This window comes from Streptomyces sp. NPDC047061 (assembly GCF_040643955.1).
GTDB lineage: Bacteria > Actinomycetota > Actinomycetes > Streptomycetales > Streptomycetaceae > Streptomyces.
Window position 1 is genome coordinate 1 of sequence record NZ_JBEYVI010000077.1, and the last position, 24,313, is coordinate 24,313.

A 24,313-nucleotide genomic window follows, 5' to 3' on the forward strand; every position below is an offset into this window, starting at 1 on the left:
AAACGCCCGGTTACATTCCGAACCCGGAAGCTAAGCCTTACAGCGCCGATGGTACTGCAGGGGGGACCCTGTGGGAGAGTAGGACACCGCCGAACTCCTTTTAGAGCTCTGGCTCTTGGGCACATGCCCGAGAGCCAGAGCTTTTTTGCGTTGAGGTAGGGTCAGGGGGAAAAGTTGGCTCGTTTCCCACCACAGGAGGCCCCCGGGTGGAGGTCCAGGAGACGCGTGTCCAAACGGACCGTGTCCTCACCATCCCGAACATCCTCAGCATGGCGCGTCTCGTCGGCGTGCCCGTCTTCCTGTGGTTGGTCCTCAGGCCCGAGTTCGGCGGGCCCAAGAGCGACGGCTGGGCCCTGCTGGTACTGCTCTTCAGCGGCGTCAGCGACTACCTGGACGGCAAGCTCGCCCGGCGCTGGAACCAGATCAGCAGCCTCGGCCGGCTGCTGGACCCCGCCGCGGACCGGCTCTACGTGCTGTCGACGCTGGTCGGACTCACCTGGCGGGAGATCCTGCCGCTCTGGCTGACGGCCGCACTACTTCTGCGCGAACTGGTTCTGCTGGTGATGGTGGGGATCCTCCGGAGGCACGGCTATCCGCCGCCCCAGGTGAACTTCCTGGGGAAGGCCGCGACGTTCAATCTGATGTACGCGTTCCCGCTCCTCCTGCTCAGTGACGGAAGCGGTTGGATCTCGTCACTCGCTGCTATTTTCGGATGGGCGTTCGCAGGGTGGGGTACAACCCTGTACTGGTGGGCAGGAGTGCTCTACGTGGTGCAGGTCCGTCGCCTGGTTCGTGCGGACGCCACAGCCGATTGAGCTCGGCGATTGTCCGGACGTAGTGGCCCCTCGATTGCTCTCGATGGCCCGCGGCGGAAAAGTGCGGGACAATCTGGACGGGTGAAGTCGGCTAGACCGTCATCTCTTAGAGGAGGACGCTTCCGACATGAAGGCCGTCGTGATGGCCGGTGGTGAAGGCACTCGCCTTCGCCCCATGACCTCCAGCATGCCCAAGCCACTCCTTCCGGTCGTCAACCGGCCGATCATGGAGCACGTGCTACGGCTGCTCAAAAGGCATGGGCTCACCGAGACCGTCGTCACTGTGCAGTTCCTGGCATCGCTGGTCAAGAACTACTTCGGGGACGGCGAGGAGCTCGGTATGGAGCTCACCTATGCCAACGAGGAGAAGCCACTCGGTACCGCCGGAAGCGTCAAGAACGCCGAAGAGGCGTTGAAGGACGATGCTTTCCTCGTCATATCCGGCGATGCGCTGACCGACTTCGACCTCACCGAACTGATCAACTTCCACAAGGCGAAGGGCGCGCTCGTCACGGTCTGCCTGACGCGGGTGCCCAATCCGCTGGAATTCGGCATCACCATTGTCGACGAAGAGGGCAAGGTCGAGCGCTTCCTCGAGAAGCCGACCTGGGGCCAGGTCTTCTCCGACACGGTGAACACGGGCATCTATGTCATGGAGCCCGAGGTATTCGACTACGTCGAGGCGGACGTTCCCGTCGACTGGTCCGGCGATGTCTTCCCGCAGCTGATGAAGGAAGGGAAGCCGGTCTACGGCTACATCGCCGAGGGCTACTGGGAGGACGTCGGTACCCACGAGTCGTACGTGAAGGCGCAGGCCGACGTCCTCGAGGGCAAGGTCGACGTCGACATCGACGGCTTCGAGATATCCCCCGGTGTATGGGTCGCCGAGGGGGCGGAGGTGCACGCGGACGCCGATCTGCGCGGGCCGTTGTACATCGGTGACTACGCCAAGGTCGAGGCCGGCGCGGAAATCCGGGAACACACCGTCGTCGGGTCCAACGTCGTCGTGAAGAGCGGAGCCTTCCTGCACCGGGCCGTTGTCCACGACAACGTGTACGTCGGGCAGCACAGCAATCTGCGGGGCTGTGTCGTCGGGAAGAACACCGACATCATGCGGGCCGCGCGGATCGAGGACGGGGCGGTCATCGGTGACGAGTGCCTGATCGGTGAAGAATCGATCGTTCAGGGCAATGTCCGGGTCTATCCCTTCAAGACCATCGAGGCCGGCGCCTTCGTCAACACGTCGGTGATCTGGGAGTCCCGGGGCCAGGCCCATCTGTTCGGCGCCCGTGGTGTGTCGGGGATCCTGAACGTCGAGATCACGCCGGAGCTGGCCGTGCGGCTGGCCGGCGCGTATGCCACCACCCTGAAGAAGGGGTCCACCGTCACGACGGCCCGTGACCACTCCCGCGGTGCCCGTGCGCTCAAGCGGGCGGTGATCTCCGCGCTCCAGGCCAGCGCCATCGACGTACGCGACCTGGAGAACGTGCCGTTGCCCGTGGCGCGGCAGCAGACCGGCCGGGGCAGCGCCGGCGGGATCATGATCCGGACCTCGCCCGGGGTGCCGGACTCCGTCGACATCATGTTCTTCGACGGGCAGGGCGCCGACCTCTCCCAGGCCAGCCAGCGCAAGCTGGACCGGATCTTCGCGCGGCAGGAGTACCGGCGTGCGTTCCCCGGTGAGATCGGCGACCTGTACTTCCCGGCCAGCGTCTTCGACTCCTACACCGGGTCGCTGCTGCGCAACGTCGACACGACCGGGATCGCCGAGGCGGGCCTCAAGGTCGTCGTGGACGCCTCGAACGGCAGCGCCGGGCTCGTGCTGCCCAGCCTGCTCGGCAAGCTCGGTGTGGACTCGCTGACCATCAACCCAGGTCTCAACGAGGCCAGGCCCACGGAGACGGCCGACCAGCGGCGGGCGGGGCTGGTGCGCCTCGGCGAGATCGTGGCGTCCTCCGGGGCCGCGTTCGGCGTGCGGTTCGACCCGGTCGGTGAGCGGCTGTCCCTGGTGGACGAGAAGGGCCGCATCATCGAGGACGACCGGGCGCTGCTGGTGATGCTCGACCTGGTCGCCGCCGAGCGGCGCAGCGGGCGGGTGGCGCTTCCGGTCACCACGACCCGGATCGCCGAGCAGGTGGCGGCGTACCACGGCACCCAGGTCGAGTGGACGACCACCTCCCCCGACGACCTCACACGGGTGGGGCGCGAGGAAGGCACCATCTTCGGCGGTGACGGCAAGGGCGGGTTCATCGTTCCGGAGTTCAGCAGCGTCTACGACGGCACGGCCGCCTTCGTACGCCTGATCGGTCTGGTGGCGCGGACGCAGCTCACCCTCAGCCAGATCGACGCCCGGATCCCGCGGGCGCATGTCCTCAAGCGGGACCTGGCGACCCCGTGGGCTGTCAAGGGACTGGTCATGCGGCGTGTCGTCGAGGCGGCCGGGGATCGCTTCGTCGACACCACGGACGGCGTGCGGGTCGTGGAGACAGACGGGCGCTGGGTGATGGTGCTGCCCGACCCGGCCGAGGCGGTCACCCATCTGTGGGCCGAGGGGCCCGACGACGCCTCCGCGCAGGCCCTGTTGGACGAGTGGTCGGCGACCGTGGACAGCGCCGGACGGTAAAACCGCTGCACGCGTGCGTGCCGGACACGTGTCCCCACGGGGGCCGGTCCGGCACGCCCGGTGGGGCCGTTCGGAGGTACTGGTCGCGACGTGCGACGATGTGCGGCATGCCGCAGCAACCCCCCGTTCGGAGCAGCGCCGCCCGGCCGTCGCGCCCGGACGCCTCCATGTCGTTGATCACCAACGTCATGGACCACAGCCTCGACGACGGGTATGCCGAGGCGGCCGCCCGGAAGCGGGCTCAGGGGCAGGAAGGCGGCATGCCGAAGACCCTCCGGGCCAGGCTGGGTCTCGCCGGTGGTCTGGTGCTGGCGGCCCTCGTGGTGACCGTGGGAGCGGCGCAGGCGCGCGTGACGGCGCCCGTCGTGGCGAAGGAGCGCCAGGAGCTGATCGACCGGATCGACCGGGAGACGGCGGCCGCGGACAAGCTGGAGACCAGTGTCGACAAGCTGCGGGACGACGTCAGCGCCCGTCAGCGGTCCGCCCTGAAGGAGAGCGGCGGAAGTGGGCAGGCGGACCTGGTGGGCGTCCTGTCGGGCGCCACGGCGGTGCACGGCCCGGGTGTGAAGCTGGTGGTGAACGACGCCAAGGAGGCCTCCTCGGGCGGCGACGCCGGCAATCCCCGGGAGACCTCGGGGTTCTCCGACACCGGCCGGGTGCGGGACCATGACATGCAGCGCGTCGTGAACGGGCTGTGGGCCTCGGGCGCCGAGGCGATCTCCATCAACGGGCAGCGGCTGACCGCGCTGTCCGCGATCAGGGCCGCGGGGGACGCGATACTGGTCGACAACAGGCCGCTGGTACCGCCGTACACGGTGCTGGCGGTGGGGGACGGGGCGAAACTCGGCTCCAGGTTCCAGGACAGCCCCGATGGGCTGTACCTGCACGCCCTGGAGGAGAACTTCGACATCCGGGCGACCATCTCCACGGAGAGTGACGTCCGGTTGCCCGCTGCTCCGAGCGTGATCGTACGTACTGCACAGCCGTACACCGAGAAGACTGAGAAGGGCACATCGTGATCGCCGTACTTGGCCTCGTCGTGGGCGTCGTGGCCGGACTGTTGGTCCGGCCTGAGGTTCCGGCGGTCGTCGAGCCGTATCTGCCGATCGCCGTCGTCGCGGCGCTCGACGCCGTCTTCGGTGGTCTGCGGGCCATGCTGGACGGGATCTTCGACGACAAGGTCTTCGTGGTGTCGTTCCTGTCGAACGTGGTGGTGGCCGCGCTGATCGTCTTCCTCGGCGACAAGTTGGGTGTGGGCTCGCAGCTGTCCACGGGCGTCGTGGTGGTCCTCGGTATCCGCATCTTCTCCAACGCCGCGGCGATCCGGCGGCACGTCTTCCGGGCGTGAGCGGCATGAGCGAGCACGAGCACAAGCACGAGAAGCAGCCGGAGCACCGGCTGCGCAGAGAACTCCCGGCCGAGGTGCCCGCCGCGGCGCCGGAGGCCGAGTCCGCCGCGGAACCGAAGCCGGAGGCCGGGTCGACCGGCCGGCAGCGGCTGGTCCAGGGGCTGTGGCCGCCACGGGTGAGCAGGGCGCAACTGATCGTCGCCGTGCTGCTGTTCGGGCTCGGATTCGGGCTCGCCGTGCAGGTGGCGTCGAACAGCGACAGCGACAGCGCGCTGCGCGGGGCCCGTCAGGAAGATCTTGTTCGCATTCTCGATGAACTGGACGACCGTACTCAGCGTCTTGAGGACGAGAAGACAGGACTCGAGAAGCAGCGCCAGGAGTTGCAGAGCAGCTCCGACCAGGCGGCGGAGGCCCGCAGGCAGACGGCTGAGAAGGAGAGGCAACTCGGCATTCTCGCGGGCACCGTGGCGGCGCAGGGTCCTGGCATCACGATGACGGTCGACGACCCGAAGGGGACGGTGCAGGCGGACATGCTGCTCGACGCGATCCAGGAGCTGCGCGCGGCCGGTGCCGAGGCGATCCAGGTGAACGGGGTACGGGTGATCGCCGGCACCTACCTCACCGACTCGGGGAAGAGTGTGAGCGTCGACGGGAACAAGATCACCCAGCCCTACGTTTTCAGGGTGATCGGCAAGCCGCAGGATCTCGAACCGGCTCTCAACATCCCCGGAGGCGTGGTGCAGACCCTGGAGAAGGAACAGGCGACTGTGACCGTCGAGCGGTCGGCCAAGATCGTGGTGGATGCCTTGCGACCGGCGAAGCAGCCTGACTACGCTCGGTCGTCCTCACAGTGAACCGGCGGTGCATGGGGGACGTCGGGCGGGGGCATGAGGATGCGGGGGGTCGGCGCACCGGGGAACCGGAGCGTGGTGGAAACTGTCTGGTGGATACGGACGTTGTGTGGTTGTCCGGGTCGGCCGGTTTATTCAGTCAGGGTTCGTCCTGCCCCACGGGCGGGTCTGTTTCGGTCAAGGGGAATCGCCCGTGAAGTTGTTTGCGAAGTTGTTCGGCAAGAGCGCGCGAGAGGGTAGCGACAACGCGACCGCTCGCCATCGGGCACAGCCCGACGCGGAGGGCCAGCGCCCGCTGTTCCGGGACCAGGTGGCTGGTCCGGGGGGTGACATTTCGGGAGGTCAGGGCGCGCCGTCAGTTGACCCGTCCCAGTCCGGCGGCATAGGTTTCGGGCAACCGTCAACCTCAGGTGCGGGTGGAGGGTTTGCCTCCGGCCCGTACGCGTCCAACGCCCCGGCGGGGCAGCCGCGGCAGGAGGATCCGTCCATGTCGGCCCTGGTTTGTACGAGGTGCGGTAACCGCAACGCGGAGAACGCCCGCTTCTGTTCCAACTGCGGAGCCCCGCTGCGTGCGGGTGCCGTCCCCGAGCGTGCGTCGGAGACGACGTCCACGATCTCGATCTCCGGTCTTGAGGCCTACGACGCCGAGGTCACCGGCCAGACCCAGATGCCGTCGCTCTCGCCCGAGGCGCAGGCGGCGGTCGACGCGCTGCCGCTCGGCTCCGCGCTGCTGGTCGTGCGCCGCGGCCCCAACTCGGGCAGCCGCTTCCTGCTGGACAGCGACCTGACCACGGCCGGCCGCCACCCGCAGAGCGACATCTTCCTGGACGACGTGACGGTCTCGCGCCGGCACGTGGAGTTCCGCCGCCAGCCGGACGGCTCGTTCACGGTGGCCGACGTCGGCAGCCTCAACGGTACGTACGTCAACCGGGAGCGCATCGACCAGGTCGCCCTGTCGAACGGTGACGAGGTCCAGATCGGCAAGTACCGGCTGGTCTTCTACGCGAGCCGGCACGGCATCTGACCCCGCCGGGCCTCGTCCGGGGGATCCCAGGGAAGAAGGTCCATGCTGCACACACCGAGCGGCGGTACCGGTCACGGCACCGCCGCCACGGAACCCGGGCTGATGAGCATCGGCACGGTGCTGAACGTGCTGCGCGACGAGTTCCCCGAAGTCACCATCTCCAAGATCCGTTTCCTGGAGTCGGAGGGGCTCATCGAGCCGCGCCGGACCCCTTCCGGGTACCGGAAGTTCAGCGCCGGGGACGTGGAGCGGCTGGGACACGTCCTGCGGATGCAGCGGGACCACTATCTGCCGCTGAAGGTCATCCGGGAGTACCTGGACGCCATGGAGCGCGGCGAGGCGGTACAGCTGCCCGTGCTGGGGCGGCAGCGCGACGGTGAGCCGGTGCCGACGGTCGCCGAGGTGCCCACGGTGGCCAGGATCGGCCGGGACGAGCTGCTCGCGGCCGCCGACATCGACGAGAACTGCCTCACGGAGTGGGAGTCGTACGGACTGATCGCTCCGCTGGAGAGCGGTGTGTACGACGCCGAGACGGTCACCGTGGCCTCACTCGTGGCCGAGCTGGGCCGGTTCGGGATCGAGCCGCGTCACCTGCGGGTGATGAAGGCCGCCGCCGACCGCGAGGCCGGCCTGGTGGACCAGGTGGTGGCCCCGCTCAAGCGCCACCGCAACCCGCAGACCAGGGCCCATGCGGAGGCCCGTGCGAAGGAGCTGGCGGCGCTCACGGTGAAGCTGCACTCGGCACTGGTGCAGACCGCCCTCGGGGTGCGGTTGCCGTGACTACCACGACAGGCCCCGGGCGGAGGCCGGATCGGGCGCGCGTTCCCGGCCCGACTACCCAAACGTCCCGGGCACGGCCTAGGGTTGCTGTGTGAACGAGCTCGATGTCGTAGGTGTCCGGGTGGAAATGCCCTCCAACCAACCGATCGTGCTCCTGCGCGAAGTGGGAGGCGACCGTTACCTCCCCATCTGGATCGGGCCGGGGGAGGCGACGGCGATCGCGTTCGCCCAGCAGGGCATGGCGCCTGCCAGGCCGCTGACCCACGACCTGTTCAAGGACGTGCTGGAGGCCGTCGGCCAGGAGCTCACCGAAGTGCGCATCACGGACCTGCGTGAGGGCGTCTTCTACGCGGAGCTGGTCTTCGCCAGCGGGGTCGAGGTGAGCGCCCGTCCGTCCGACGCCATAGCGCTGGCGCTGCGCACCGGAACGCCGATCTACGGCAGCGACACGGTGCTGGACGACGCGGGCATCGCGATCCCGGACGAGCAGGAGGACGAGGTGGAGAAGTTCCGCGAGTTCCTCGACCAGATCTCGCCCGAGGACTTCGGCACCAGCAGCCAGTGAGGGACCACAGCGGCCCGTCACCCACCAGGAGGTCGGTGACGGGCCGGTTCGTGACAGAAGGCCGGTGACGGGCCGGTTCGGGGCTGGTCACGGCCGAAACTCGTGGGCAATTGCCAGCGGCCATTGAGAGCGTCCTACGGCTTGCCGCCAGAGCATTCGGCTAGCCTTTCCCCGCGGTGGAGCACGGGAAACCACTCCTAGGGTGATTATCACTCGGCGTGCCGAGTGTGGCGATCGTTGACGCACCCCTGGTGACTGCCTACCGTCGAGAAGGCAGGTCAAGGACGGAGGTCGGCGTGAGAAGCAGCGGCGACGGTACGGCTGGGGGTGCCCCGGAACGCGGTTTCGGGGAGAGTCTTCCGTACCCGCTTCACAGCAGCACTGCCGGTCACGCCCCACAGCGGCCGACCGCAGTGCAGAGCGGCGGAGGGGCGGCGTCCATGGCGACCGAGGAGATCGGCTACCGAGGGCCCACGGCCTGTGCGGCGGCCGGCATCACCTACCGGCAGCTCGACTACTGGGCCCGTACCGGCCTGGTCGAGCCCAGTGTGCGGCCCGCCTACGGGTCGGGCACCCAGCGTCTGTACAGCTTCCGGGACGTCGTCGTCCTGAAGATCGTCAAGCGGTTCCTGGACACCGGGGTCTCCCTCCAGAACATCCGCACCGCGGTCCAGCACCTCAGGGAACGCGGTTTCCGCGACCTGGAGCGCATGACCCTGATGAGCGACGGCGCCACGGTCTACGAGTGCACCTCGCCGGACGAGGTGCACGCCCTGCTCCAGGGCGGTCAGGGCATCTTCGGGATCGCGGTCGGCGTGGTGTGGCGGGACGTGGAGAGCGCGCTCTCCCAGCTGCACGGAGAGCGCGTCGACACCGGCGAGACCCTCGTCGGGCACAACCCGGCCGACGAGCTGGCCCGGCGGCGCAACCGGGCGGTCTGAAAGCCTCTTGTGATGCCCCGGCACGGTCCCGTGCCGGGGCATTGTCAGTGCTGTGGTGCAGCATCGGAGATGTGAGAAACGCGCCCACGATCCTGCATCTCGACATGGATGCCTTCTTCGCCTCGGTGGAGCAGGCGTCCAAGCCGAGCCTGCGCGGGAAGGCCGTGGTCGTGGGCGGGCTCGGACCCCGCGGTGTGGTGGCCACCGCGTCGTACGAGGCCCGGGTCTTCGGGGTGCACTCCGCGATGCCGATGGGGCAGGCACGGCGGCTGGCGCCGAACGCCGCGTACCTGGTGCCGCGCTTCGGGCTGTACCGGTCGATCAGCGAGCAGGTGATGGCGCTGCTGCGCGGGCTCTCGCCGCTGGTGGAGCCGTTGAGCCTGGACGAGGCGTTCGTGGATCTGGAGGCCGGTGAGACGGCCTGGGACGCCGGGTCGGCGCGGCTGGTGGGCGAGAGGCTGCGCGCCGACATACGGGCCGTCACGGGGCTCTCCGGGTCCGTCGGGCTCGCCGCCTCCAAGATGCTCGCGAAGATCGCCTCCGAGCAGGCCAAGCCGGACGGGCTGGTGCTGATCGAGCCGGGCACGGAGCGGGCGATGCTGGGGCCCATGACGGTGCGGACCCTGCCGGGGGTGGGGCCGGCGACCGGGGACCATCTGCGGCGGGCCGGGATCACCACGGTCGACGAGATCGCCGAGGCCGGGGAGGACGAGCTGGTCCGGCTGCTCGGCAAGGCCCACGGGCACGCGCTGTACGCGATGGCGCTCGCGCACGACGAGCGGCCCGTGGTGGCCGAGCGGGAGACGAAGTCGGTGTCGGTCGAGGACACCTACGACGTGGACATCCACGACCGGCTGCGGGTGGGGCTCGAGGTGCAGCGGCTGGCCGACCGGTGCGTGCGGCGGCTGCGGGGGGCCGGGCTGTCGGGGCGGACCATCGTGCTGAAGGTACGGCGGTACGACTTCTCGACGCTCACCCGGTCGGAGACGCTGCGGGGGCCGACCGACGATCCGGCGGTGGTGCGGGAGGCGGCCGCGCGGCTGCTGGACTCGGTGGACACGACGGGGGGTGTGCGGTTGCTGGGCGTGGGGGTGTCGGGGCTGGCCGACTACACGCAGGAGGATCTGTTCGCGCAGGCGGCGGCCGCAGGGGAGGGGGCGGTGGAGTTCGCGGCGGCGGACGAGGACGTTGCGGAGCCGGCCGCGGAGGAGCAGGTGGCTGCCGAGCGGCGGTGGCCCGCGGGGCACGATGTGCGGCATGCCGAGTACGGGCACGGATGGGTGCAGGGGAGCGGGCTGGGGCGGGTGACGGTGCGGTTCGAGACGCCGGGGTCGCTGGAGCCGGGGAGGGTGCGGACGTTTCGGGTCGAGGACCCTGGGCTGGAGCCGGCCGAGCCGTTGCCGTTGGTGGCGGGATGACAGGGGGTTGCGGTGGACGGGGTGGGGGCGTGACCGGGGTGTGGGCTGGGGGCGGGGGGTTTCACTCGCCCGCGTTGGCGGGGTGCCGCTGCGCCCACCCGTGCCGCCCTGCGGCACGCCTGCCCGCAGCTGGGCAGCTGGGTGGTCGGGACGGGCGGCTGGGCAGGGCCCCGGCGTCGGCCTTACGGTCCCGTGTCCTCTGTGCCTGCCAGCTTGCCGAAGTCGTGGTCCGGGTGGTCGTGGGGCGGGGGAGCCGTGTCCAGGCCGTAGTGGTGGTAGAGCTGGAGTTCCTGCTCGGGGGAGAGGTGGCGGCCCACGCCGAAGTCGGGGGCGTCCTTGATCAGGGCGCGGTCGAAGGGGACGTGCAGGGTGCCCTCGACCAGTTCGCTGGGTTCCAGGGGCACGAAGGCGTCCCGGGAGAACAGGCCGGTGCGTATGGCCGCCCACTCCGGCACACCCGTCGCGTCGTCGAGGTACACCTCGTCGATCGTGCCGATCTTCGTGCCGTTGCGGTCGAACGCCTTGCGGCCGATCAGGTTGCGCGGATCGATGTCGGTCAGCACGGGCCCTCCACTTGGTCACAAATCATCCGTAAGCACTACAAAAGAGCACATTGGAGGAGGCGGCCACTCGAAGGCCCTGGCGTTGCCCTCGCTGGTAGGCTGACAGCGGCTGCTGACCCCGTGCGGGAGAGTCCTCCGGGCAACCGGAGGCGCCGAAGGAGCAAATCCTCCCCGGAATCTCTCAGGTCCACGTACCGCACGGACGAGGTCACTCTGGAAAGCAGGGCGGACGTCGACGGTGTCCGCCCTCACCGACGGTGAAAGCCGGGAGACCGCAGGGGCGGCACCGGTGAAACTCTCAGGTTGAGATGACAGAGGGGGAGGCCGTCGGGGTACCCGCGCCGGGGTACCCCTCGAAGGTCGCGTCAGACCAGGAGGCCTCCGCAATGACCGCCCAGCGTGTTCCGCTCTCAGAGCTCGAGCAGGGTATTCCCTTCGAGCAGCGCCATATCGGGCCCGATCACGAGGCTCGGGCCAAGATGCTCGCCCAGGTCGGGTACGGCTCGCTCGACGAGCTGACCGCCGCCGCCGTGCCGGACGTGATCAAGAACGCCGACCGCCTGGAGCTGCCCGGCGCCCGGACCGAGGCCGAGGTGCTGGCCGAGTTGCGGTCGCTGGCCGACCGGAACCAGGTGCTCGACTCGATGATCGGGCTGGGGTACTACGGGACCTTCACGCCGCCCGTCATCCTGCGCAACGTGATGGAGAACCCCGCCTGGTACACGGCCTACACGCCGTACCAGCCGGAGATCTCCCAGGGCCGGCTGGAAGCGCTGCTGAACTTCCAGACCGTGGTCGCCGACCTCACCGGGCTGCCCACCTCCGGTGCCTCGCTGCTCGACGAGGGCACGGCCGCCGCCGAGGCCATGGCCCTGTCGCTGCGGATGGGCAAGAACAAGAAGGGCGTCTTCGTCGTCGACGCGGACGTGCTGCCGCAGACCATCGCCGTGATCCAGACCCGGGCCGAGCCGACGGGCGTGGAGGTCGTGGTCGCCGATCTGAGCGACGGGATCCCGGCCGACCTCGCCGCGCGTGAGGTCAACGGGGTGCTCGTCCAGTACCCCGGCGCCTCCGGTGCCGTACGCGACATCAAGGCCGTCGTCGAGCAGGCCCACGGGATCGGCGCGCTCGTCACCGTCGCTGCCGACCTGCTCGCGCTGACCCTGCTGACCTCGCCGGGTGAGCTCGGGGCCGACATCGCCGTCGGCACCACCCAGCGGTTCGGTGTGCCGATGGGCTTCGGCGGGCCGCACGCCGGTTACATGGCGGTCTGCGAGAAGTTCGCGCGCAGCCTGCCCGGGCGGCTCGTGGGCGTCTCCGTGGACGCCGACGGCAACAAGGCGTACCGGCTGGCGCTGCAGACCCGCGAGCAGCACATCCGGCGGGAGAAGGCCACCAGCAACATCTGCACCGCCCAGGTCCTGCTCGCCGTGATGGCCGGCATGTACGCCGTCTACCACGGTCCCGAGGGGCTCAGGGCCATCGCGCAGCGGACGCACCGCTACGCCACGATCCTCGCCGCGGGGCTCAGGGCCGGCGGTGTCGGGATCGTCCACGGCGCCTACTTCGACACCCTCACCGCCCGGGTGCCCGGCAAGGCCGCCGAGATCGTCGCCGCCGCCCGCCAGGGCGGCGTCAACCTGCGGCTCGTCGACGCCGACCACGTCTCCATGGCCTGCGACGAGACCACCACCCGCGCCCAGCTGGGCGCCGTCTGGACGGCCTTCGGCGTCGAGGGCGACGTCGAGGCGCTGGACGCCGTCGCCGAGGACACGCTGCCCGAGGCGCTGCTGCGCACCGACGGCTACCTGACCCACCCCGTCTTCCGGCAGCACCGCTCCGAGACCGCGATGCTGCGCTACCTGCGCCGGCTCGCCGACCGGGACTACGCGCTGGACCGGGGCATGATCCCGCTGGGCTCCTGCACCATGAAGCTCAACGCGACCACCGAGATGGAACCGGTCACCTGGCCCGAGTTCGGCCAGCTGCACCCGTTCGCGCCCGCCGAGCAGGCGCAGGGCTACCTGACCCTCATCCGCGAGCTGGAGGAGCGGCTCGCCGAGGTCACCGGGTACGACAGCGTCTCCCTGCAGCCCAACGCCGGATCGCAGGGCGAGCTGGCCGGGCTGCTCGCCGTACGCGCGTACCACCGGGCCAACGGGGACGCGCAGCGGACCGTGTGCCTGATTCCGTCGTCCGCGCACGGCACCAACGCCGCCAGCGCCGTGATGGCGGGCATGAAGGTCGTCGTCGTGAAGACCGCCGAGGACGGCGAGATCGACGTCGCGGACCTGCGGGCGAAGATCGAGCAGCACCGGGACGAGCTCGCCGTGCTGATGATCACCTACCCGTCCACGCACGGCGTGTTCGAGGAGCACGTCGCCGACATCTGCGCCCAGGTGCACGAGGCCGGCGGCCAGGTGTACGTCGACGGGGCCAACCTCAACGCCCTGGTCGGCGTCGCCAAGCCGGGTCACTTCGGCGGCGACGTCTCGCACCTCAACCTGCACAAGACCTTCTGCATCCCGCACGGCGGCGGCGGTCCGGGTGTCGGGCCCGTGGCGGTACGTGCGCACCTCGCGCCGTACCTGCCGAACCACCCGTTGCAGCCCGCCGCCGGGCCGGAGACGGGCGTCGGGCCGATCTCGGCCGCGCCGTGGGGCTCGGCGGGGATCCTGCCGATCTCGTGGGCGTACGTCCGGCTCATGGGAGGCGAGGGGCTGAAGCGGGCCACGCAGGTGGCCGTGCTCAGTGCCAACTACGTCGCCAAGCGGCTGGAGCCGCACTTCCCCGTGCTCTACACCGGGCCCGGCGGGCTCGTCGCGCACGAGTGCATCATCGACCTGCGGCCGCTGACCAAGGCGACCGGAGTGAGCGTCGACGACGTCGCCAAGCGGCTGATCGACTACGGCTTCCACGCGCCGACGATGTCCTTCCCGGTGGCCGGCACGCTGATGATCGAGCCGACCGAGTCCGAGGACCTCGGCGAGCTGGACCGGTTCTGCGAGGCGATGATCGCCATCCGTGCGGAGATCGACCAGGTCGGGGCGGGGGAGTGGCCCGCCGACGACAACCCGCTGCGTGGCGCTCCGCACACCGCCGGTGCGCTGGGCGGCGAGTGGAAGCACGCGTACAGCCGGGAGGAGGCCGTCTTCCCCGCCGGGGTGTCCGCCGCCGACAAGTACTGGCCGCCGGTGCGCCGGATCGACCAGGCCTTCGGTGACCGGAACCTGGTGTGCTCGTGCCCGCCGCTGGACGCGTACGAGGACTGACGCACAGGAGTCGTGTTACATGACAGAGGCCCCGCTTCGGCGGGGCCTCTGCCGTGTGCGCTACGCCGTGTGTGCTAGGCCGGGTACGCGTGTGTCTGGGTCGCCTTCACCGTCGCCCAGACCGGGGCCCCCGGGTGCAGGTCCAGTTCGGCGGCGGCGACCGTGGTGAGGTCGGCGGCGAGGGCGAGTTCGCCGGTCAGGTCGGCGCGGATCTGGTCGCCGTGGGTCTCCAGGCCGACGACCTCGCAGCGCCAGAGGTTGCGGGCGCTGGCGCCGGTGGGGCGGTCCCGGAAGAGGGTGACGGCGCTCGGCGGGAACGCGACGAAGACGTCACCGGCGAGGACTTCGGTGGTGGTGATGGTGGTGGTGTTCGAGGGACCCGTCTCCAGCTCGACGGTGTGGCCCTCGGCCCGGCCCCGGTAGAGGTTGAGGCCGACCAGGTGGGCGATGTAGTCGGTGCGTGGGTGGCGGGCGATGTCGGCGGGGGTGCCCTCCTGGACGACGCGGCCGTCCTCGATGACGATCAGGCGGTCGGCCAGCACCATGGCGTCCAGCGGGTCGTGCGTGACCAGGACGGCTACGGCCTCGAACTCGGCCAGGTGGCGGCGGAGTTGGGACCGTACGTCGAGGCGGGTGCGGGCGTCGAGGGCGGCGAGGGGTTCGTCCAGCAGGAGGAGGCGGGGGCGGGTGGCCAGGGCGCGGGCCAGCGCGACGCGCTGGGCCTGGCCGCCGGAGAGACGGCGGGGTTTGACGCCGGCGTGATCGGCGAGGCCCATGCGGTCGAGCCAGGCGGCGGCCTGGGTGCGGGCGTCGGCCTTGGTCGCGCCGTGGCAGCGGGGGCCGAAGGCGACGTTGTCGAGGGCCGTGAGGTGGGGGAAGAGGAGGTAGTCCTGGAAGACGACGCCCACCGGGCGGGATTCGGGGGGTGTGCGGTCCAACTCCGTGCCGTCGAGGTGGAGGTGGCCGGTGGTGAGGGGGGTGAGGCCGGCCAGGGCGCGGAGGGCGGTGGTCTTCCCGGCGCCGTTGGGGCCGAGGAGGGCGACGACCTCGCCGGGGGCGGCGGTGAGGGTGATGTCCAGGTGGAAGGTGGGGCGGGTGACGACGAGGTGGGCGTGGAGGCCGGGCGTGGTCGGGTGCGGGTGCGTGGTGGGTACCCGGCCTTCGGCCGGGTTCGGGTTCCCACCCGCACCACCCGTGCGGCTAACAGTGTCAGGTGCGGGTGGCCCCTGTGGGGGCTGCGCGCCATCGGCGGCTGCGGGCGGTCCGTGGTGGGGAGGCTGCGCACCGTCGGCGGCCGCGGGCAGGCCGTGCGGAGGCTGGGTGTTGTCTGCCGCTGCGGGGTGTGGGTTTGTCATCGGGGTGTCGTCCAGAGGGGCGTTCTCATGATGCCGTCATCCAACGATCCCGCAATGCCGCCAGCACCGCGATCGACACCGTCAGCAGTACCAGGCTGAGGGCGATCGCCGCGTCGGGGTCGTTCTGCAGGGCGAGGTAGACGGCGAGCGGCATGGTCTGGGTGCGGCCGGGGAAGTTGCCGGCGAACGTGATCGTCGCTCCGAACTCGCCGAGCGCGCGGGCCCAGGCCAGGACCGAGCCGGCCGCGATGCCGGGGGCGATGAGGGGGAGCGTGACCCGGCGGAACGCCGTGAAGCGGGAGGCGCCCAGGGTGGTGGCCGCCTCCTCGTAGCGGGGGTCGGCGGCGCGGAGCGTGCCCTCGACGCTGATCACCAGGAACGGCATGGCCACGAAGGACTCGGCGACCACCACGCCCGCCGTGGTGAAGGGGAGGGTGATGCCGAACCATGCGTCCAGCCACTGGCCGACCACCCCGTTGCGGCCCAGGGCGAGGAGCAGGGCCACACCGCCGACCACCGGGGGGAGGACGAGGGGGAGGGTGACCAGTGCGCGGACGAAGCCCCGGCCGGGGAACTCCGTGCGGGCCAGCAGCCAGGCCAGGGGGACGCCGAGGACCAGGCTGACGGCCGTCGCCGCGGTGGCGCAGATCAGGGAGAGCTGGAGGGCCTGCCACACCTCGGTGCTGGTCAGCAGGGACGGGAGGCTGCTCCAGGGGGCCCGGACCAGCAGGGCGACCAGCGGCAGGAGCAGGAAGACCAGAGCTACCGCTCCGGGGAGGAGGAGCGGTAGCGGTACGGCTGCCCGAACGCGCCGGCGCCGAGGGCCGCCCGTGCGGGGGCCGGTGGCGGCGCCGGACGCGTCGGTCTTCGTCACGGCTTGAGGAACCCGGCCTCGTTCAGGACCTGCTGGCCCTCGGCGGACTGCACCAGGGCGATGAACGCCTTGGCCACCGTGGGGTTCGGGGCGTTCTTGAGGAGAGTGATCGGGTAGTCGTTGATGGCGTTGGCGGACTCGGGGAACTCCACGCCCTCGACCTTGCTGCCGGCGGCCTTCACGTCGGTCTTGTAGACGACCGCGGCGTCGGCCTCCTTCAGGACCACCTTGTTGAGGGCGGACTTCACGTCCTCCTCGTAGGAGACCGGGGTGAGCTTGAGCTTGCTGGCGTCCAGGGCCTTCTGCGCGGCGGCGCCGCACGGCACCGTCTTGTCGCAGAGGACGACCTTGAGCGAGGACTTGGTGAGGTCCTTCAGGGAGGAGATCTTGTCGGGGTTGCCCGGCAGGGTGGCGATCTCCAGCTGGTTGCGGACGAAGGTCGCCGGGGTGGTGGCGTTGTCCTTCTTGTCCGTCACGATCGCCATGGTCTTGGGGCTCGCGGAGGCGAAGACGTCGGCCGGCGCACCGCTGGTGATCTGCGCGGCCAGGGTGTCGCTGCCGCCGAAGCTGAAGTTGACGGTGGTGCCGGGGTGGGCCTTCTCGAAGTCGGCCTTCAGGGTCGTGAAGCTCTCCTGCAGCGAGGCCGCCGCGAACACGGTGATCGAGCCCGACAGCTTGGGCGTCGCCGCCGCCGACGTGTCCGACTTCGTCGTCGCCGACGAGTCGTCGTCGGAGGAGGAACAGGCGCTCAGGGCCAGCAGGGCCGCGACCGAGGCACCGGCCACCTGGAGCGTCCGCCGGGTCCGGCGCACGGAACGGGTCATCACGAGTGAACTCCTCTGGTTTCTATGAGAAAACTGTCGCGCCCTGCTACGACCTGTGTATCAGCCGCCTGGCGATGATACTGCCGCATTTGCCAGGCGTAAGTCTTCTGTCACATCGCATGAGCTGCATACTTACGACTTGTATCTGGCATGTGCGTTTGTACGGTGCGGCCCCGCGGGTACCGTCATCCGGGAGGTGGCCGCACATGACGCTCGCCGAACTCGTCCTCACCGGAGACCTCGCACACCCGACCCGGCTGACCGTGCCCGACCTGCTGCGCTGGCCCCAGCACCGGGTCCGGGTCAGCTTCGAGTGCGCCACCAGCGGCATCCAGCACCACCGCTTCACCGGCCCACGGCTGTACGACGTCCTCACCGACGCCGGACCCGGATTCGACCCCGGCCGGCGCAAGGACCGGCTGCGGTTCCTCATCGCGGTCTCCGGCGCCGACGGGCACCACACCCTGCTCTCCTGGGCCGAGATCGACCCCGACTTCGGCCATGCTCCGGTTCTGCTCGGTGTCAGCATCGACGACACCTCGCTGGACCTGGCGGGTCCGCAACTGGTGCTTCCCCAGGACCGTTGCGGGGCCCGGCACATCAGCGGCATCAGGGAGATCCGGGTGGACGGGGCGTACGGCCGGCATCCAGTGCCCGCCACACCCGGTCGCGCGTCAGCGGCAGCTCCGTGAACCGCACGCCCGTCGCGTCCCGCAGCGCGTTGGCCAGCGCCGGGGCGACCGGGTTGAACGGGCTCTCGCTCATCGACTTGGCGCCCAGCGGCCCGATGGCGTCGGTGGTCTCCATGAAGTGCACCTCGGTGCGCGGGATGTCGGCGTACTGCGGCAGCCGGTAGCGGCGGAAGGCGGCCGTCTCGACCTCGCCGCGCGCGTCCAGCCGTACGTTCTCGAAGAGGGTCGCGCCGAGTGCCTGGGCCACCCCGCCCTCCACCTGGCCGCGGCACTGCATGGGGTTCATCACCTTGCCCGCGTCGGCGGCGTGCACGCTGCGCAGGATGCGGATCTCCCCGGTGCCGGGGTCCACGGCCACCCTGAACCACTGGGAGTTGAAGGCGACCGAACGCGGGGTGCCGCCGAAGTGGCCGTCGGCGGCGCACTCGATGCCGACCGCGCGGGCGGCCGCGTACAGCTCCTTGAGCGGCAGCCGCCCGCCGGGGTGCAGGACAGCCTCCTCGGACAGCCGGCAGTCGGCGCGCTGCACGCGCAGGTGGGCCGCGGCGAAGTCGAGGAGCAGGTCGGCGAGGGCGCGGGCGGCGCGCAGGGTGGCCTTGCCCGCGACCACGGTGCCGGTGGAGGCGAAGGCACCGGTGTCGTGCCGTACGACGTCGGTGTCGGACTGGCGGACGGTGATCCGGTCGACGGTGGTGGTGAGTTCACCGGCCGCGATCTGCCGGTGCACGGTCGTGGTGCCGTTGCCGAACTCGGCCGTGCCGACCGCCAGATCGAAACCGCCGTCGGGGAGCAGGGCGGCCCGGGCGTCGGCGATGTGGCCGCCCGGCGGACCCGTCGCGATCATCGCCAGCGCCGAGCCCTCGCCGACCAGCCAGCCGTCGGGGGCCGGCTCCCAGGGTTCCGCCTGCGCCCGGCGGACGACGGACACGCACTGGTCGAAGCCGTAGCTCGCGATGTGCAGGTCCTCCTCGTGGCCGCCGGGGGTGAGCATCGAGTCGCCGGGGCGGATGATGTTGCGGGCCTTGAGGTCGACGGGGTCCAGGCCGAGGCGGCGGGCCAGTTCGTCCAGGGCGGACTCGACCGCGAACAGCACCTGGCCCAGGCCGTAGCCGCGGAAGGCGCCCGCCGGGACGGTGTGGGTGAAGACGGAGTAGGCGTCGACCTTCTTGTGCGGCGCCCGGTACATCGCCGTCGACTCGCCCACGCTGTGGAACATCACGGCGGGGCCGTGGTTGCCGTACGCCCCGGTGTTCGAGACCACCCGGAGCTGGAGCGCGGTCAGGGTGCCGTCCCGGCGGGCGCCCACCTTCACGTGGACGGTGAAGGGGTGCCGGGTGGTGGCGCCGTGGAACTGCTCGGCGCGGGTGTACTCCAGTTTCACCGGGCGGCGCAGCCGCAGCACGGCGAGGGCCACGATGTCCTCGACGAGCATCTCCTGCTTGCCGCCGAAACCGCCGCCGACCCGGCCCGCGACCACCCGGACCTGCTCGGGCGGCAGGTCGTAGAGCGCGCACAGGGCGCGGCGGGTGAGGAACGGGGTCTGCGAGCTGGTGCGGACGGTGAGGCGGCCGTCCTCGTCCAGCCAGGCGACCGCGCCGTGCGTCTCCAGGCTGGCGTGCTGCACGCGTTGGGTGCGGAACGTCTCCTCGTAGACGGCGTCGGCCTCGGCGAAACCGGCCTCGACGTCGCCGATCTCGCCGTGCGCCTCGCCGACGACGTTGGCGTGCGGGCGGGAGATGCGGGCGGCCGACGGGTCCTTGTCGTGGACGACGGGGGCGCCGGGGCGCATCGCCTCCTCCGGGTCCAGGACCGCGGGTGCGATGTCATATACCACTGTGATCCGCCGGCAGCCCTCCTCCGCCGCCGCCTCGCTGTCCGCGACCACCGCCGCGACCCGCTGGCCGATGTAGCGGACGGTGTCGTCGAGGAGGCGGGTGTCGGCGGGGTCCTCCTCGGGGTGCTCGTGGCGGGCGGTGGAGTAGTGGCGTTCGGGGGCGTCGTGATGCGTGAACACCGCGTGCACGCCGGGGACGCGCAGGGCGGCCGAGGTGTCGATCGAGGTGATGCGGGCGTGGGCGTGCGGGGAGCGCAGCAGCTTCATGTGGAGCAGGCCGGGCACGTCGACGTCGAAGGTGTAGCGGGCGGTGCCGGTGACGACCTGGGGTCCGGCGGGCGCGGGCAGGTTGCGGCCGACGGACTCGCCGGCGGACGGCTCCTCGACGTGCGTGACCCCACGTACGGCGTCCTCGATGGCCCGGTAGCCGGTGCAGCGGCACAGGTTGCCCTTGAACGCCCGGGGGAGATCGGTGAGTTGGTCGTCGGTCAGGGCCGCCGTGGTCATCAGGAAGCCCGCCGTGCAGAAGCCGCACTGGAAGCCCTGGGCGGCCAGGAACTTCCGCTGTACGGGGTGGAGTTCGCCGTCGGGGGCGGCCAGGCCCTCGACGGTGGTGACCGCCCGGCCGTCGGCGCGGAAGGCCGGGTAGAGGCAGCTGTGCACCGGCTCGCCGTCGACGTGGACGGTGCAGGCCCCGCAGTCGCCCGCGTCGCAGCCCTTCTTCACCCCGAACCAGCCGCGCTCGCGGAGGTAGGTGCGCAGACACTGGCCGGCGCGCGGCTCGTCGTCGTGGCACTGCCCGTTGACCTCGATCGTCATCGCTCCCCCGGTTCACGAAGTTCCCGCCGGATCTCCTCCGCGTACCGGAACGTCATGTGCCGGCGCCACTCGGGCAGGCCGTGGATGTCGTCGAACCACTCGTCGTCGGCGATGGCCCCGCCGATCGCCGTCCGCAGGGCGTCGGCCGTCGGCGGCAGCGGGAACCACAGCCGGACCGGCCGCACGGTCGACGCGGTGACGGTCAGGGCGAAGGAGCCGTCGACCGGGTCCAGGGTGCCGATCACCAGGACGCCGGAGCGGCCCAGACCGTAGAGGGAGGCCTGGCGGAACGCGGTACGGGAGGCGAGCGCGCGGGCCGGGAGGGTGACCGAGCGCAGCAGCTCGCCCTCGGCCAGGTCCTTGCGGCCCGCGCCGGTCACGAAGCCGGCGACCGGGACCCGCCGTCGTACGCCGTCCTGGGCGATCAGCAGGCACTCCCCGTCGAGGGCGGCCGTGAGGGAGATCATCGGGCCGGCCGGGAGGGCGTTGCAGAGGTTGCCGCCGACCGTGGCCATGTTCCAGATCTTGAAGGAGGCGAGAAAGGCCCGGCAGCACTGCTCGAAGAGCGGGGCGGCCGCCGTCGTCAGGGTCCGCGCGTAGCGGGAGAGCTGGGCGACGGTGCAGGTGGTGGCGATCTCCAGGGAACCGTCCGGGGCGTGGTGCACGGGTGTCCAGCCGGTGCGGCTCAGGTCGACCAGGCGGCGCAGGTGCGGCTGGGGCTCGGAGAAGAGGTATGTCCCGCCGCCGAGCCAGGCGTCGCCGGGGCGCCAGGGGGCCGGGTCCCGTGCGTCGCGGATCTCCGCCACCGTGTTCAGGTCCATGCCGGTCAGTGAAGCAACGCGCGAGGGATCCGCACGACTGGTGCGGGGCACGGAAAAAGCGCGCCGGGCGGGGCCGGTCCTGGATGATTCACCAAGAGACGTTCCGTGCGGAAACACTTGCATTTACGATGCTGTAACTCGCACTCACCTGGTGAATGCGAGGTCGTCGCAAGGAGTCTGAGTACATGCACGTCGAACACCTCCTCACGGACGTCTCCCTCGGGCTGCGTCCCCTGGGGGCGCAGGACGCCGCCCTGCTGGCCCGGGAGATCAGCGGGGTGACGGTCACGGACCTGGAGGACCCGGCCCGCTTCGTGCGGCCGGGGGAGGTGGTGCTCAGCGGGCTGGTGTGGTGGGCGCCGGGCAAGTCGGAGCGGTTCGTGTCGGCCCTCGACCAGGCCGGGGCCGCGGCGCTGTTCGCGGGGGAGGAGACCCACGGGGGCGTGCCCGAGGAACTGGTGGAGGCGTGCGTACGGCACGGTGTCCCGGTCGCCGGGGTGCCGGCGCACATCATGTTCCGGGCGATCACGGACACCGTGTACCTGCGGCAGTGGGGCGAGCTGAGCCGCAGGCAGGCGCTGCCGGAGACCGCGCGGGTCAGGCTGAGCAGGCTGCTCGCGCAGGAGGCCGGGCCCGCGGACGTCCTCGCGGCGGCCTTCGCGCATCTGGACCGGACCGCCGCGTACGTCTTCACGCCGTCGGGGCGGACCGTCGCGGGCACGGCCGCCGCACCCGGTGTGCCCGCGCGGGAGGCCGCCGCGCTGGTCGCGGACGGGCGCGGGATGACGGTGTCCGTCGCCGCCGACAGCGTCTCGGTCTACGAGCGCTGGCTGCTGTACCTGCCCGAGCCGGACAGCGCGCCGGCCGGGATGCTGCACGAGGTCGCCGCCGCGCTGGGCCGCTGCCAGGAGACGGCGGTCCGGCGCCGGTCGGCCGAGCGGCAGGCGGCCGACGAACTGGGCGCGCTGCTGGCCGGAGCGGTCGAGGGGGTCCTGCGGGACATGGTGGGGGAGTGCGGGCTGCCCGTCGACGGGCCCTACCGGGTGGTCGTCGCCGACACCGGGGCACGGCGGCCGGGGCTCGCCGAGGGCGCGCTGGCGGAGGTCGCCGGGCATGTCGCGGCGCGGGCGGCGGTGGGGCGGCTGCCGGACGGGACCGCGTTCGCCGTGCTGCCCGCACAGAGCGTCGGCGAGGCCTGGGAGCTGGTCGCAGGCTGCGAACCGGGTGTCCCGCTGCACGGCGGGACCGGGGCGGTGGCGGCGGGGCCGGGCGAGCTGGCGGGGGCGCTGGCGCAGGCACGCTACGCACTCACCTCGGCCCGCGCCACCGCCCCGGACGCCTCGGTCCTGACCGACACCGCCACGCTCACCAGCCTCGAAGCGCTCCTCACGGGGGTGCCGGCCGAGGTCCGCGCGGCCTACCGCCGTACCGTCCTCGGCTCGCTCCTCAACGGGGAACGGGCCGCCTCCGCCGTGCTGTTGAGCACCCTGGAGACCTTCCTGGCCTGCGACGGCTCCTGGGCGCGCACGGCCGAGGCGCTGCATCTGCACGTCAACACCGTGCACTACCGGATGCAGCGGGTGGAGCACTTCACGGGCAGGGACCTGTCCCGGCTGAGCGACCGGCTGGACCTGTGGGCCGCGCTGCTGTGCAGATGACCGGCTCACCGGATGTCCGGCTGATCGGACGGTCGGCTCGTCAGCTCGCCGGATGATCGGTCAGACGCGGTCGATGTGGACGTTCGTCGACTTCACCCGGGCGGTGGCCTCCATGCCGACCTCCAGGCCGAGTTCCTCGACCGCCTCCCGGGTCAGGAGGGAGACCAGCCGGTGCGGGCCGGCCTGGATCTCGACCTGGGCGGCGACGTCGCCGAGCTTGATCGCGGTGACGATGCCGGGGAAGGCGTTGCGGACCGAGGTGTAGGACGCGTCCTCCTCGCCGGAGCCGGCCTTGGCCAGTTCGACGGAGAACGAGGCGAGGTCCGCGCCGTCGATGAGCCGTCGGCCGCCCTCGTCACGATGGGTGGCCATCCGGCCCGCGTCGGCCCAGCGGCGGGCGGTGTCCGGGCTGACGCCGAGCAGCCGTGCCGCCTGGCCGATCGTGTAGGAAGGCATGCGCTCACGATAGGGCCAGGTGGCGGGGGAGGAGGACGTGGGGCGGCGGTCAGGTCAGGCCGGACGCGTCGAGGACCGCGCGCGCGTTCGTGTCGTCGATCTCGTGGCCGAGCTGCGCCAGCACGTCGGCGCCCCGGCGCAGGGTGCCGCGCTCCACGGAGCGGCGGACGCCGGTGTCCAGCTCGTGCCAGAGCAGGGGGTTGGCGTGCAGCACGCCCGGGTCGAGTTCCAGGCGGCTGCCGTGCGTGTCGCGCAGGACGAGATGCGCCGCGACGTCCCCGTACTGGCCGACGTAGACGAGCGAGTCGGTGCGGACGGTACGGCGGCGGAGCGGGCCGCGGACGGCCAGCCAGCCGGGGCCCGCCGTCACGCGGGCCGGCAGCAGCATGGTGAGGATCGCGGCCGACAGGGTGACCCAGAGCAGGGCGCGGGCCGGGGTGAGGGTGGCGGCGTCCCAGTCCACCAGGATCGTCAGCCCGCCGAAGCCGAGGGCGCAGCCGACGGCCAGACGTGCGCTGCCGCGCCAGGTGCGGTCGCCCGCCGCCCGGCCACTGTGTCTTCTGTCCTCCATGAGGCCGACGGTAGGGGCCGGTGGAAGCGTGGGACCGGGCGCTGACAGGCTTCTTATGCGTACCGACCGGTTCTTGACGGGATTCTTACGACGAGGACGCGCCCCGGGCGGGTGCTCAGCCGGTGTGGACGCGGGGCCGCCGGGCGCGGTCCGGTTCCGCCTCGCGCAGCACCTCGCGGGTGACCGGGGCGACCTCGCCCTGGCCGAAG

The 24,313-nt window shown here is 71.1% G+C and carries 21 protein-coding genes, 1 rRNA gene and 1 riboswitch; of the genes, 14 read left to right on the forward strand and 8 right to left on the reverse strand.

What is annotated here, in order from left to right; translation table 11 throughout:
- The 11 genes from rrf to ABZ887_RS49305 form a co-directional block, all read left to right on the forward strand.
- Positions 1 to 95 (forward strand): 5S ribosomal RNA (rrf, locus tag ABZ887_RS49255); the annotation flags it as partial.
- A 111-nt stretch (positions 96 to 206) separates the two neighbouring features.
- Entirely contained in the window at positions 207 to 815 is a 609-nt protein-coding gene (locus ABZ887_RS49260; RefSeq protein ID WP_361305935.1) for a CDP-alcohol phosphatidyltransferase family protein, read from the forward strand.
- A gap of 127 nt (positions 816 to 942) precedes the next feature.
- The gene (locus ABZ887_RS49265) at positions 943 to 3,438 is read left to right on the forward strand and encodes a mannose-1-phosphate guanyltransferase (protein WP_361305937.1); all 2,496 of its coding nucleotides are present in this window, start codon (positions 943 to 945) and stop codon (positions 3,436 to 3,438) included.
- Between the two features lie 107 nt (positions 3,439 to 3,545).
- Positions 3,546 to 4,457, forward strand: coding sequence for a DUF881 domain-containing protein (locus ABZ887_RS49270; protein WP_361305939.1), 912 nt, complete (start codon positions 3,546 to 3,548; stop codon positions 4,455 to 4,457).
- Positions 4,454 to 4,786: a small basic family protein gene (locus tag ABZ887_RS49275; protein WP_046727248.1), complete on the forward strand. Its 333-nt coding sequence runs from the start codon at positions 4,454 to 4,456 to the stop codon at positions 4,784 to 4,786. Before ABZ887_RS49270 ends, ABZ887_RS49275 begins: the two co-directional genes overlap by 4 nt.
- Positions 4,787 to 4,791: 5 nt before the next feature.
- A complete protein-coding gene (locus ABZ887_RS49280) occupies positions 4,792 to 5,640 on the forward strand; it encodes a DUF881 domain-containing protein (protein WP_361305941.1) in 849 nt (282 codons plus the stop codon).
- A 190-nt stretch (positions 5,641 to 5,830) separates the two neighbouring features.
- The gene (locus ABZ887_RS49285; RefSeq protein ID WP_361305943.1) at positions 5,831 to 6,661 is read left to right on the forward strand and encodes an FHA domain-containing protein; all 831 of its coding nucleotides are present in this window, start codon (positions 5,831 to 5,833) and stop codon (positions 6,659 to 6,661) included.
- 42 nt (positions 6,662 to 6,703) lie between these two features.
- Positions 6,704 to 7,441, forward strand: a complete 738-nt coding sequence (locus ABZ887_RS49290; RefSeq protein ID WP_361305945.1) for a MerR family transcriptional regulator — start codon at positions 6,704 to 6,706, stop codon at positions 7,439 to 7,441.
- 91 nt (positions 7,442 to 7,532) lie between these two features.
- Positions 7,533 to 8,006, forward strand: a complete 474-nt coding sequence (locus ABZ887_RS49295; protein WP_026253112.1) for a bifunctional nuclease family protein — start codon at positions 7,533 to 7,535, stop codon at positions 8,004 to 8,006.
- A gap of 296 nt (positions 8,007 to 8,302) precedes the next feature.
- Entirely contained in the window at positions 8,303 to 8,947 is a 645-nt protein-coding gene (locus ABZ887_RS49300; RefSeq protein WP_361305947.1) for a MerR family transcriptional regulator, read from the forward strand.
- Between the two features lie 71 nt (positions 8,948 to 9,018).
- Positions 9,019 to 10,365 carry a DNA polymerase IV gene (locus ABZ887_RS49305; protein WP_361305949.1) on the forward strand — a complete coding sequence of 449 codons (1,347 nt, stop codon included), beginning with the start codon at positions 9,019 to 9,021 and terminating at the stop codon, positions 10,363 to 10,365.
- Positions 10,366 to 10,547: 182 nt separating this feature from the next.
- Here ABZ887_RS49305 and ABZ887_RS49310 read toward each other — a convergent pair whose 3' ends face one another.
- Positions 10,548 to 10,928, reverse strand: coding sequence for a PRC-barrel domain-containing protein (locus ABZ887_RS49310; protein WP_361305951.1), 381 nt, complete (start codon positions 10,926 to 10,928; stop codon positions 10,548 to 10,550).
- A 113-nt stretch (positions 10,929 to 11,041) separates the two neighbouring features.
- A riboswitch (glycine riboswitch) is annotated at positions 11,042 to 11,135 on the forward strand.
- 179 nt (positions 11,136 to 11,314) lie between these two features.
- Between ABZ887_RS49310 and gcvP the strand changes: the two genes are divergently transcribed.
- Entirely contained in the window at positions 11,315 to 14,200 is a 2,886-nt protein-coding gene (gcvP, locus tag ABZ887_RS49315; protein ID WP_361305953.1) for an aminomethyl-transferring glycine dehydrogenase, read from the forward strand.
- A 74-nt stretch (positions 14,201 to 14,274) separates the two neighbouring features.
- Here gcvP and ABZ887_RS49320 read toward each other — a convergent pair whose 3' ends face one another.
- From ABZ887_RS49320 to modA, 3 genes are read right to left on the reverse strand one after another with little or no spacing between them, the layout of a single operon-like run.
- Positions 14,275 to 15,555, reverse strand: coding sequence for an ABC transporter ATP-binding protein (locus tag ABZ887_RS49320; RefSeq protein ID WP_361305955.1), 1,281 nt, complete (start codon positions 15,553 to 15,555; stop codon positions 14,275 to 14,277).
- A gap of 25 nt (positions 15,556 to 15,580) precedes the next feature.
- A complete protein-coding gene (modB, locus tag ABZ887_RS49325) occupies positions 15,581 to 16,429 on the reverse strand; it encodes a molybdate ABC transporter permease subunit (protein ID WP_361305957.1) in 849 nt (282 codons plus the stop codon).
- On the reverse strand, positions 16,426 to 17,253 hold the full coding sequence (gene modA / locus ABZ887_RS49330) for a molybdate ABC transporter substrate-binding protein (protein ID WP_361305959.1): 828 nt from the start codon (positions 17,251 to 17,253) through the stop codon (positions 16,426 to 16,428). Before modA ends, modB begins: the two co-directional genes overlap by 4 nt.
- 206 nt (positions 17,254 to 17,459) lie before the next feature.
- Here modA and ABZ887_RS49335 point away from each other — a divergent pair, with 206 nt between their 5' ends.
- Positions 17,460 to 17,945, forward strand: coding sequence for a molybdopterin-dependent oxidoreductase (locus tag ABZ887_RS49335; protein WP_361305961.1), 486 nt, complete (start codon positions 17,460 to 17,462; stop codon positions 17,943 to 17,945).
- On the opposite strand, the gene ABZ887_RS49340 is transcribed toward ABZ887_RS49335, so the two are convergent.
- Complete coding sequence (locus ABZ887_RS49340) at positions 17,863 to 20,598, reverse strand: molybdopterin-dependent oxidoreductase (RefSeq protein WP_361305963.1); 2,736 nt, start codon at positions 20,596 to 20,598, stop codon at positions 17,863 to 17,865. The two genes, ABZ887_RS49335 and ABZ887_RS49340, sit on opposite strands and share 83 nt — an antisense overlap.
- On the reverse strand, positions 20,595 to 21,419 hold the full coding sequence (locus tag ABZ887_RS49345; RefSeq protein ID WP_361305965.1) for an FAD binding domain-containing protein: 825 nt from the start codon (positions 21,417 to 21,419) through the stop codon (positions 20,595 to 20,597). The genes ABZ887_RS49340 and ABZ887_RS49345 overlap by 4 nt, the downstream gene beginning before the upstream one ends.
- 185 nt (positions 21,420 to 21,604) lie before the next feature.
- On the opposite strand from ABZ887_RS49345, the gene ABZ887_RS49350 reads away from it, so the two are divergent.
- Positions 21,605 to 23,077: a helix-turn-helix domain-containing protein gene (locus ABZ887_RS49350; RefSeq protein WP_361305967.1), complete on the forward strand. Its 1,473-nt coding sequence runs from the start codon at positions 21,605 to 21,607 to the stop codon at positions 23,075 to 23,077.
- 60 nt (positions 23,078 to 23,137) lie between these two features.
- Here the strand turns inward: ABZ887_RS49350 and ABZ887_RS49355 are convergent, their stop codons facing one another.
- Both ABZ887_RS49355 and ABZ887_RS49360 read right to left on the reverse strand, forming a co-directional pair.
- A complete protein-coding gene (locus ABZ887_RS49355; protein ID WP_361305969.1) occupies positions 23,138 to 23,533 on the reverse strand; it encodes a helix-turn-helix transcriptional regulator in 396 nt (131 codons plus the stop codon).
- Positions 23,534 to 23,582: 49 nt separating this feature from the next.
- Entirely contained in the window at positions 23,583 to 24,104 is a 522-nt protein-coding gene (locus tag ABZ887_RS49360; RefSeq protein ID WP_361305971.1) for a hypothetical protein, read from the reverse strand.
- Between the last annotated feature and the right edge of the window lie 209 nt (positions 24,105 to 24,313).

What these genes read in the sequence shown, in the direction of transcription:
- ABZ887_RS49265 (WP_361305937.1), top strand. Translation starts at nt 943, where the DNA reads ATGAAGGCCGTCGTGATGGCCGGTGGTGAAGGCACTCGCCTTCGCCCC.
- ABZ887_RS49270 (WP_361305939.1), top strand. Translation starts at nt 3,546, where the DNA reads ATGCCGCAGCAACCCCCCGTTCGGAGCAGCGCCGCCCGGCCGTCGCGC.
- ABZ887_RS49280 (WP_361305941.1), top strand. Translation starts at nt 4,792, where the DNA reads ATGAGCGAGCACGAGCACAAGCACGAGAAGCAGCCGGAGCACCGGCTG.
- ABZ887_RS49290 (WP_361305945.1), top strand. Translation starts at nt 6,704, where the DNA reads ATGCTGCACACACCGAGCGGCGGTACCGGTCACGGCACCGCCGCCACG.
- gcvP (WP_361305953.1), top strand. Translation starts at nt 11,315, where the DNA reads ATGACCGCCCAGCGTGTTCCGCTCTCAGAGCTCGAGCAGGGTATTCCC.
- ABZ887_RS49320 (WP_361305955.1), bottom strand. Translation starts at nt 15,555, where the DNA reads ATGACAAACCCACACCCCGCAGCGGCAGACAACACCCAGCCTCCGCAC.
- modA (WP_361305959.1), bottom strand. Translation starts at nt 17,253, where the DNA reads ATGACCCGTTCCGTGCGCCGGACCCGGCGGACGCTCCAGGTGGCCGGT.
- ABZ887_RS49335 (WP_361305961.1), top strand. Translation starts at nt 17,460, where the DNA reads ATGACGCTCGCCGAACTCGTCCTCACCGGAGACCTCGCACACCCGACC.
- ABZ887_RS49340 (WP_361305963.1), bottom strand. Translation starts at nt 20,598, where the DNA reads ATGACGATCGAGGTCAACGGGCAGTGCCACGACGACGAGCCGCGCGCC.
- ABZ887_RS49345 (WP_361305965.1), bottom strand. Translation starts at nt 21,419, where the DNA reads ATGGACCTGAACACGGTGGCGGAGATCCGCGACGCACGGGACCCGGCC.
- ABZ887_RS49350 (WP_361305967.1), top strand. Translation starts at nt 21,605, where the DNA reads ATGCACGTCGAACACCTCCTCACGGACGTCTCCCTCGGGCTGCGTCCC.
- ABZ887_RS49355 (WP_361305969.1), bottom strand. Translation starts at nt 23,533, where the DNA reads ATGCCTTCCTACACGATCGGCCAGGCGGCACGGCTGCTCGGCGTCAGC.
- ABZ887_RS49360 (WP_361305971.1), bottom strand. Translation starts at nt 24,104, where the DNA reads ATGGAGGACAGAAGACACAGTGGCCGGGCGGCGGGCGACCGCACCTGG.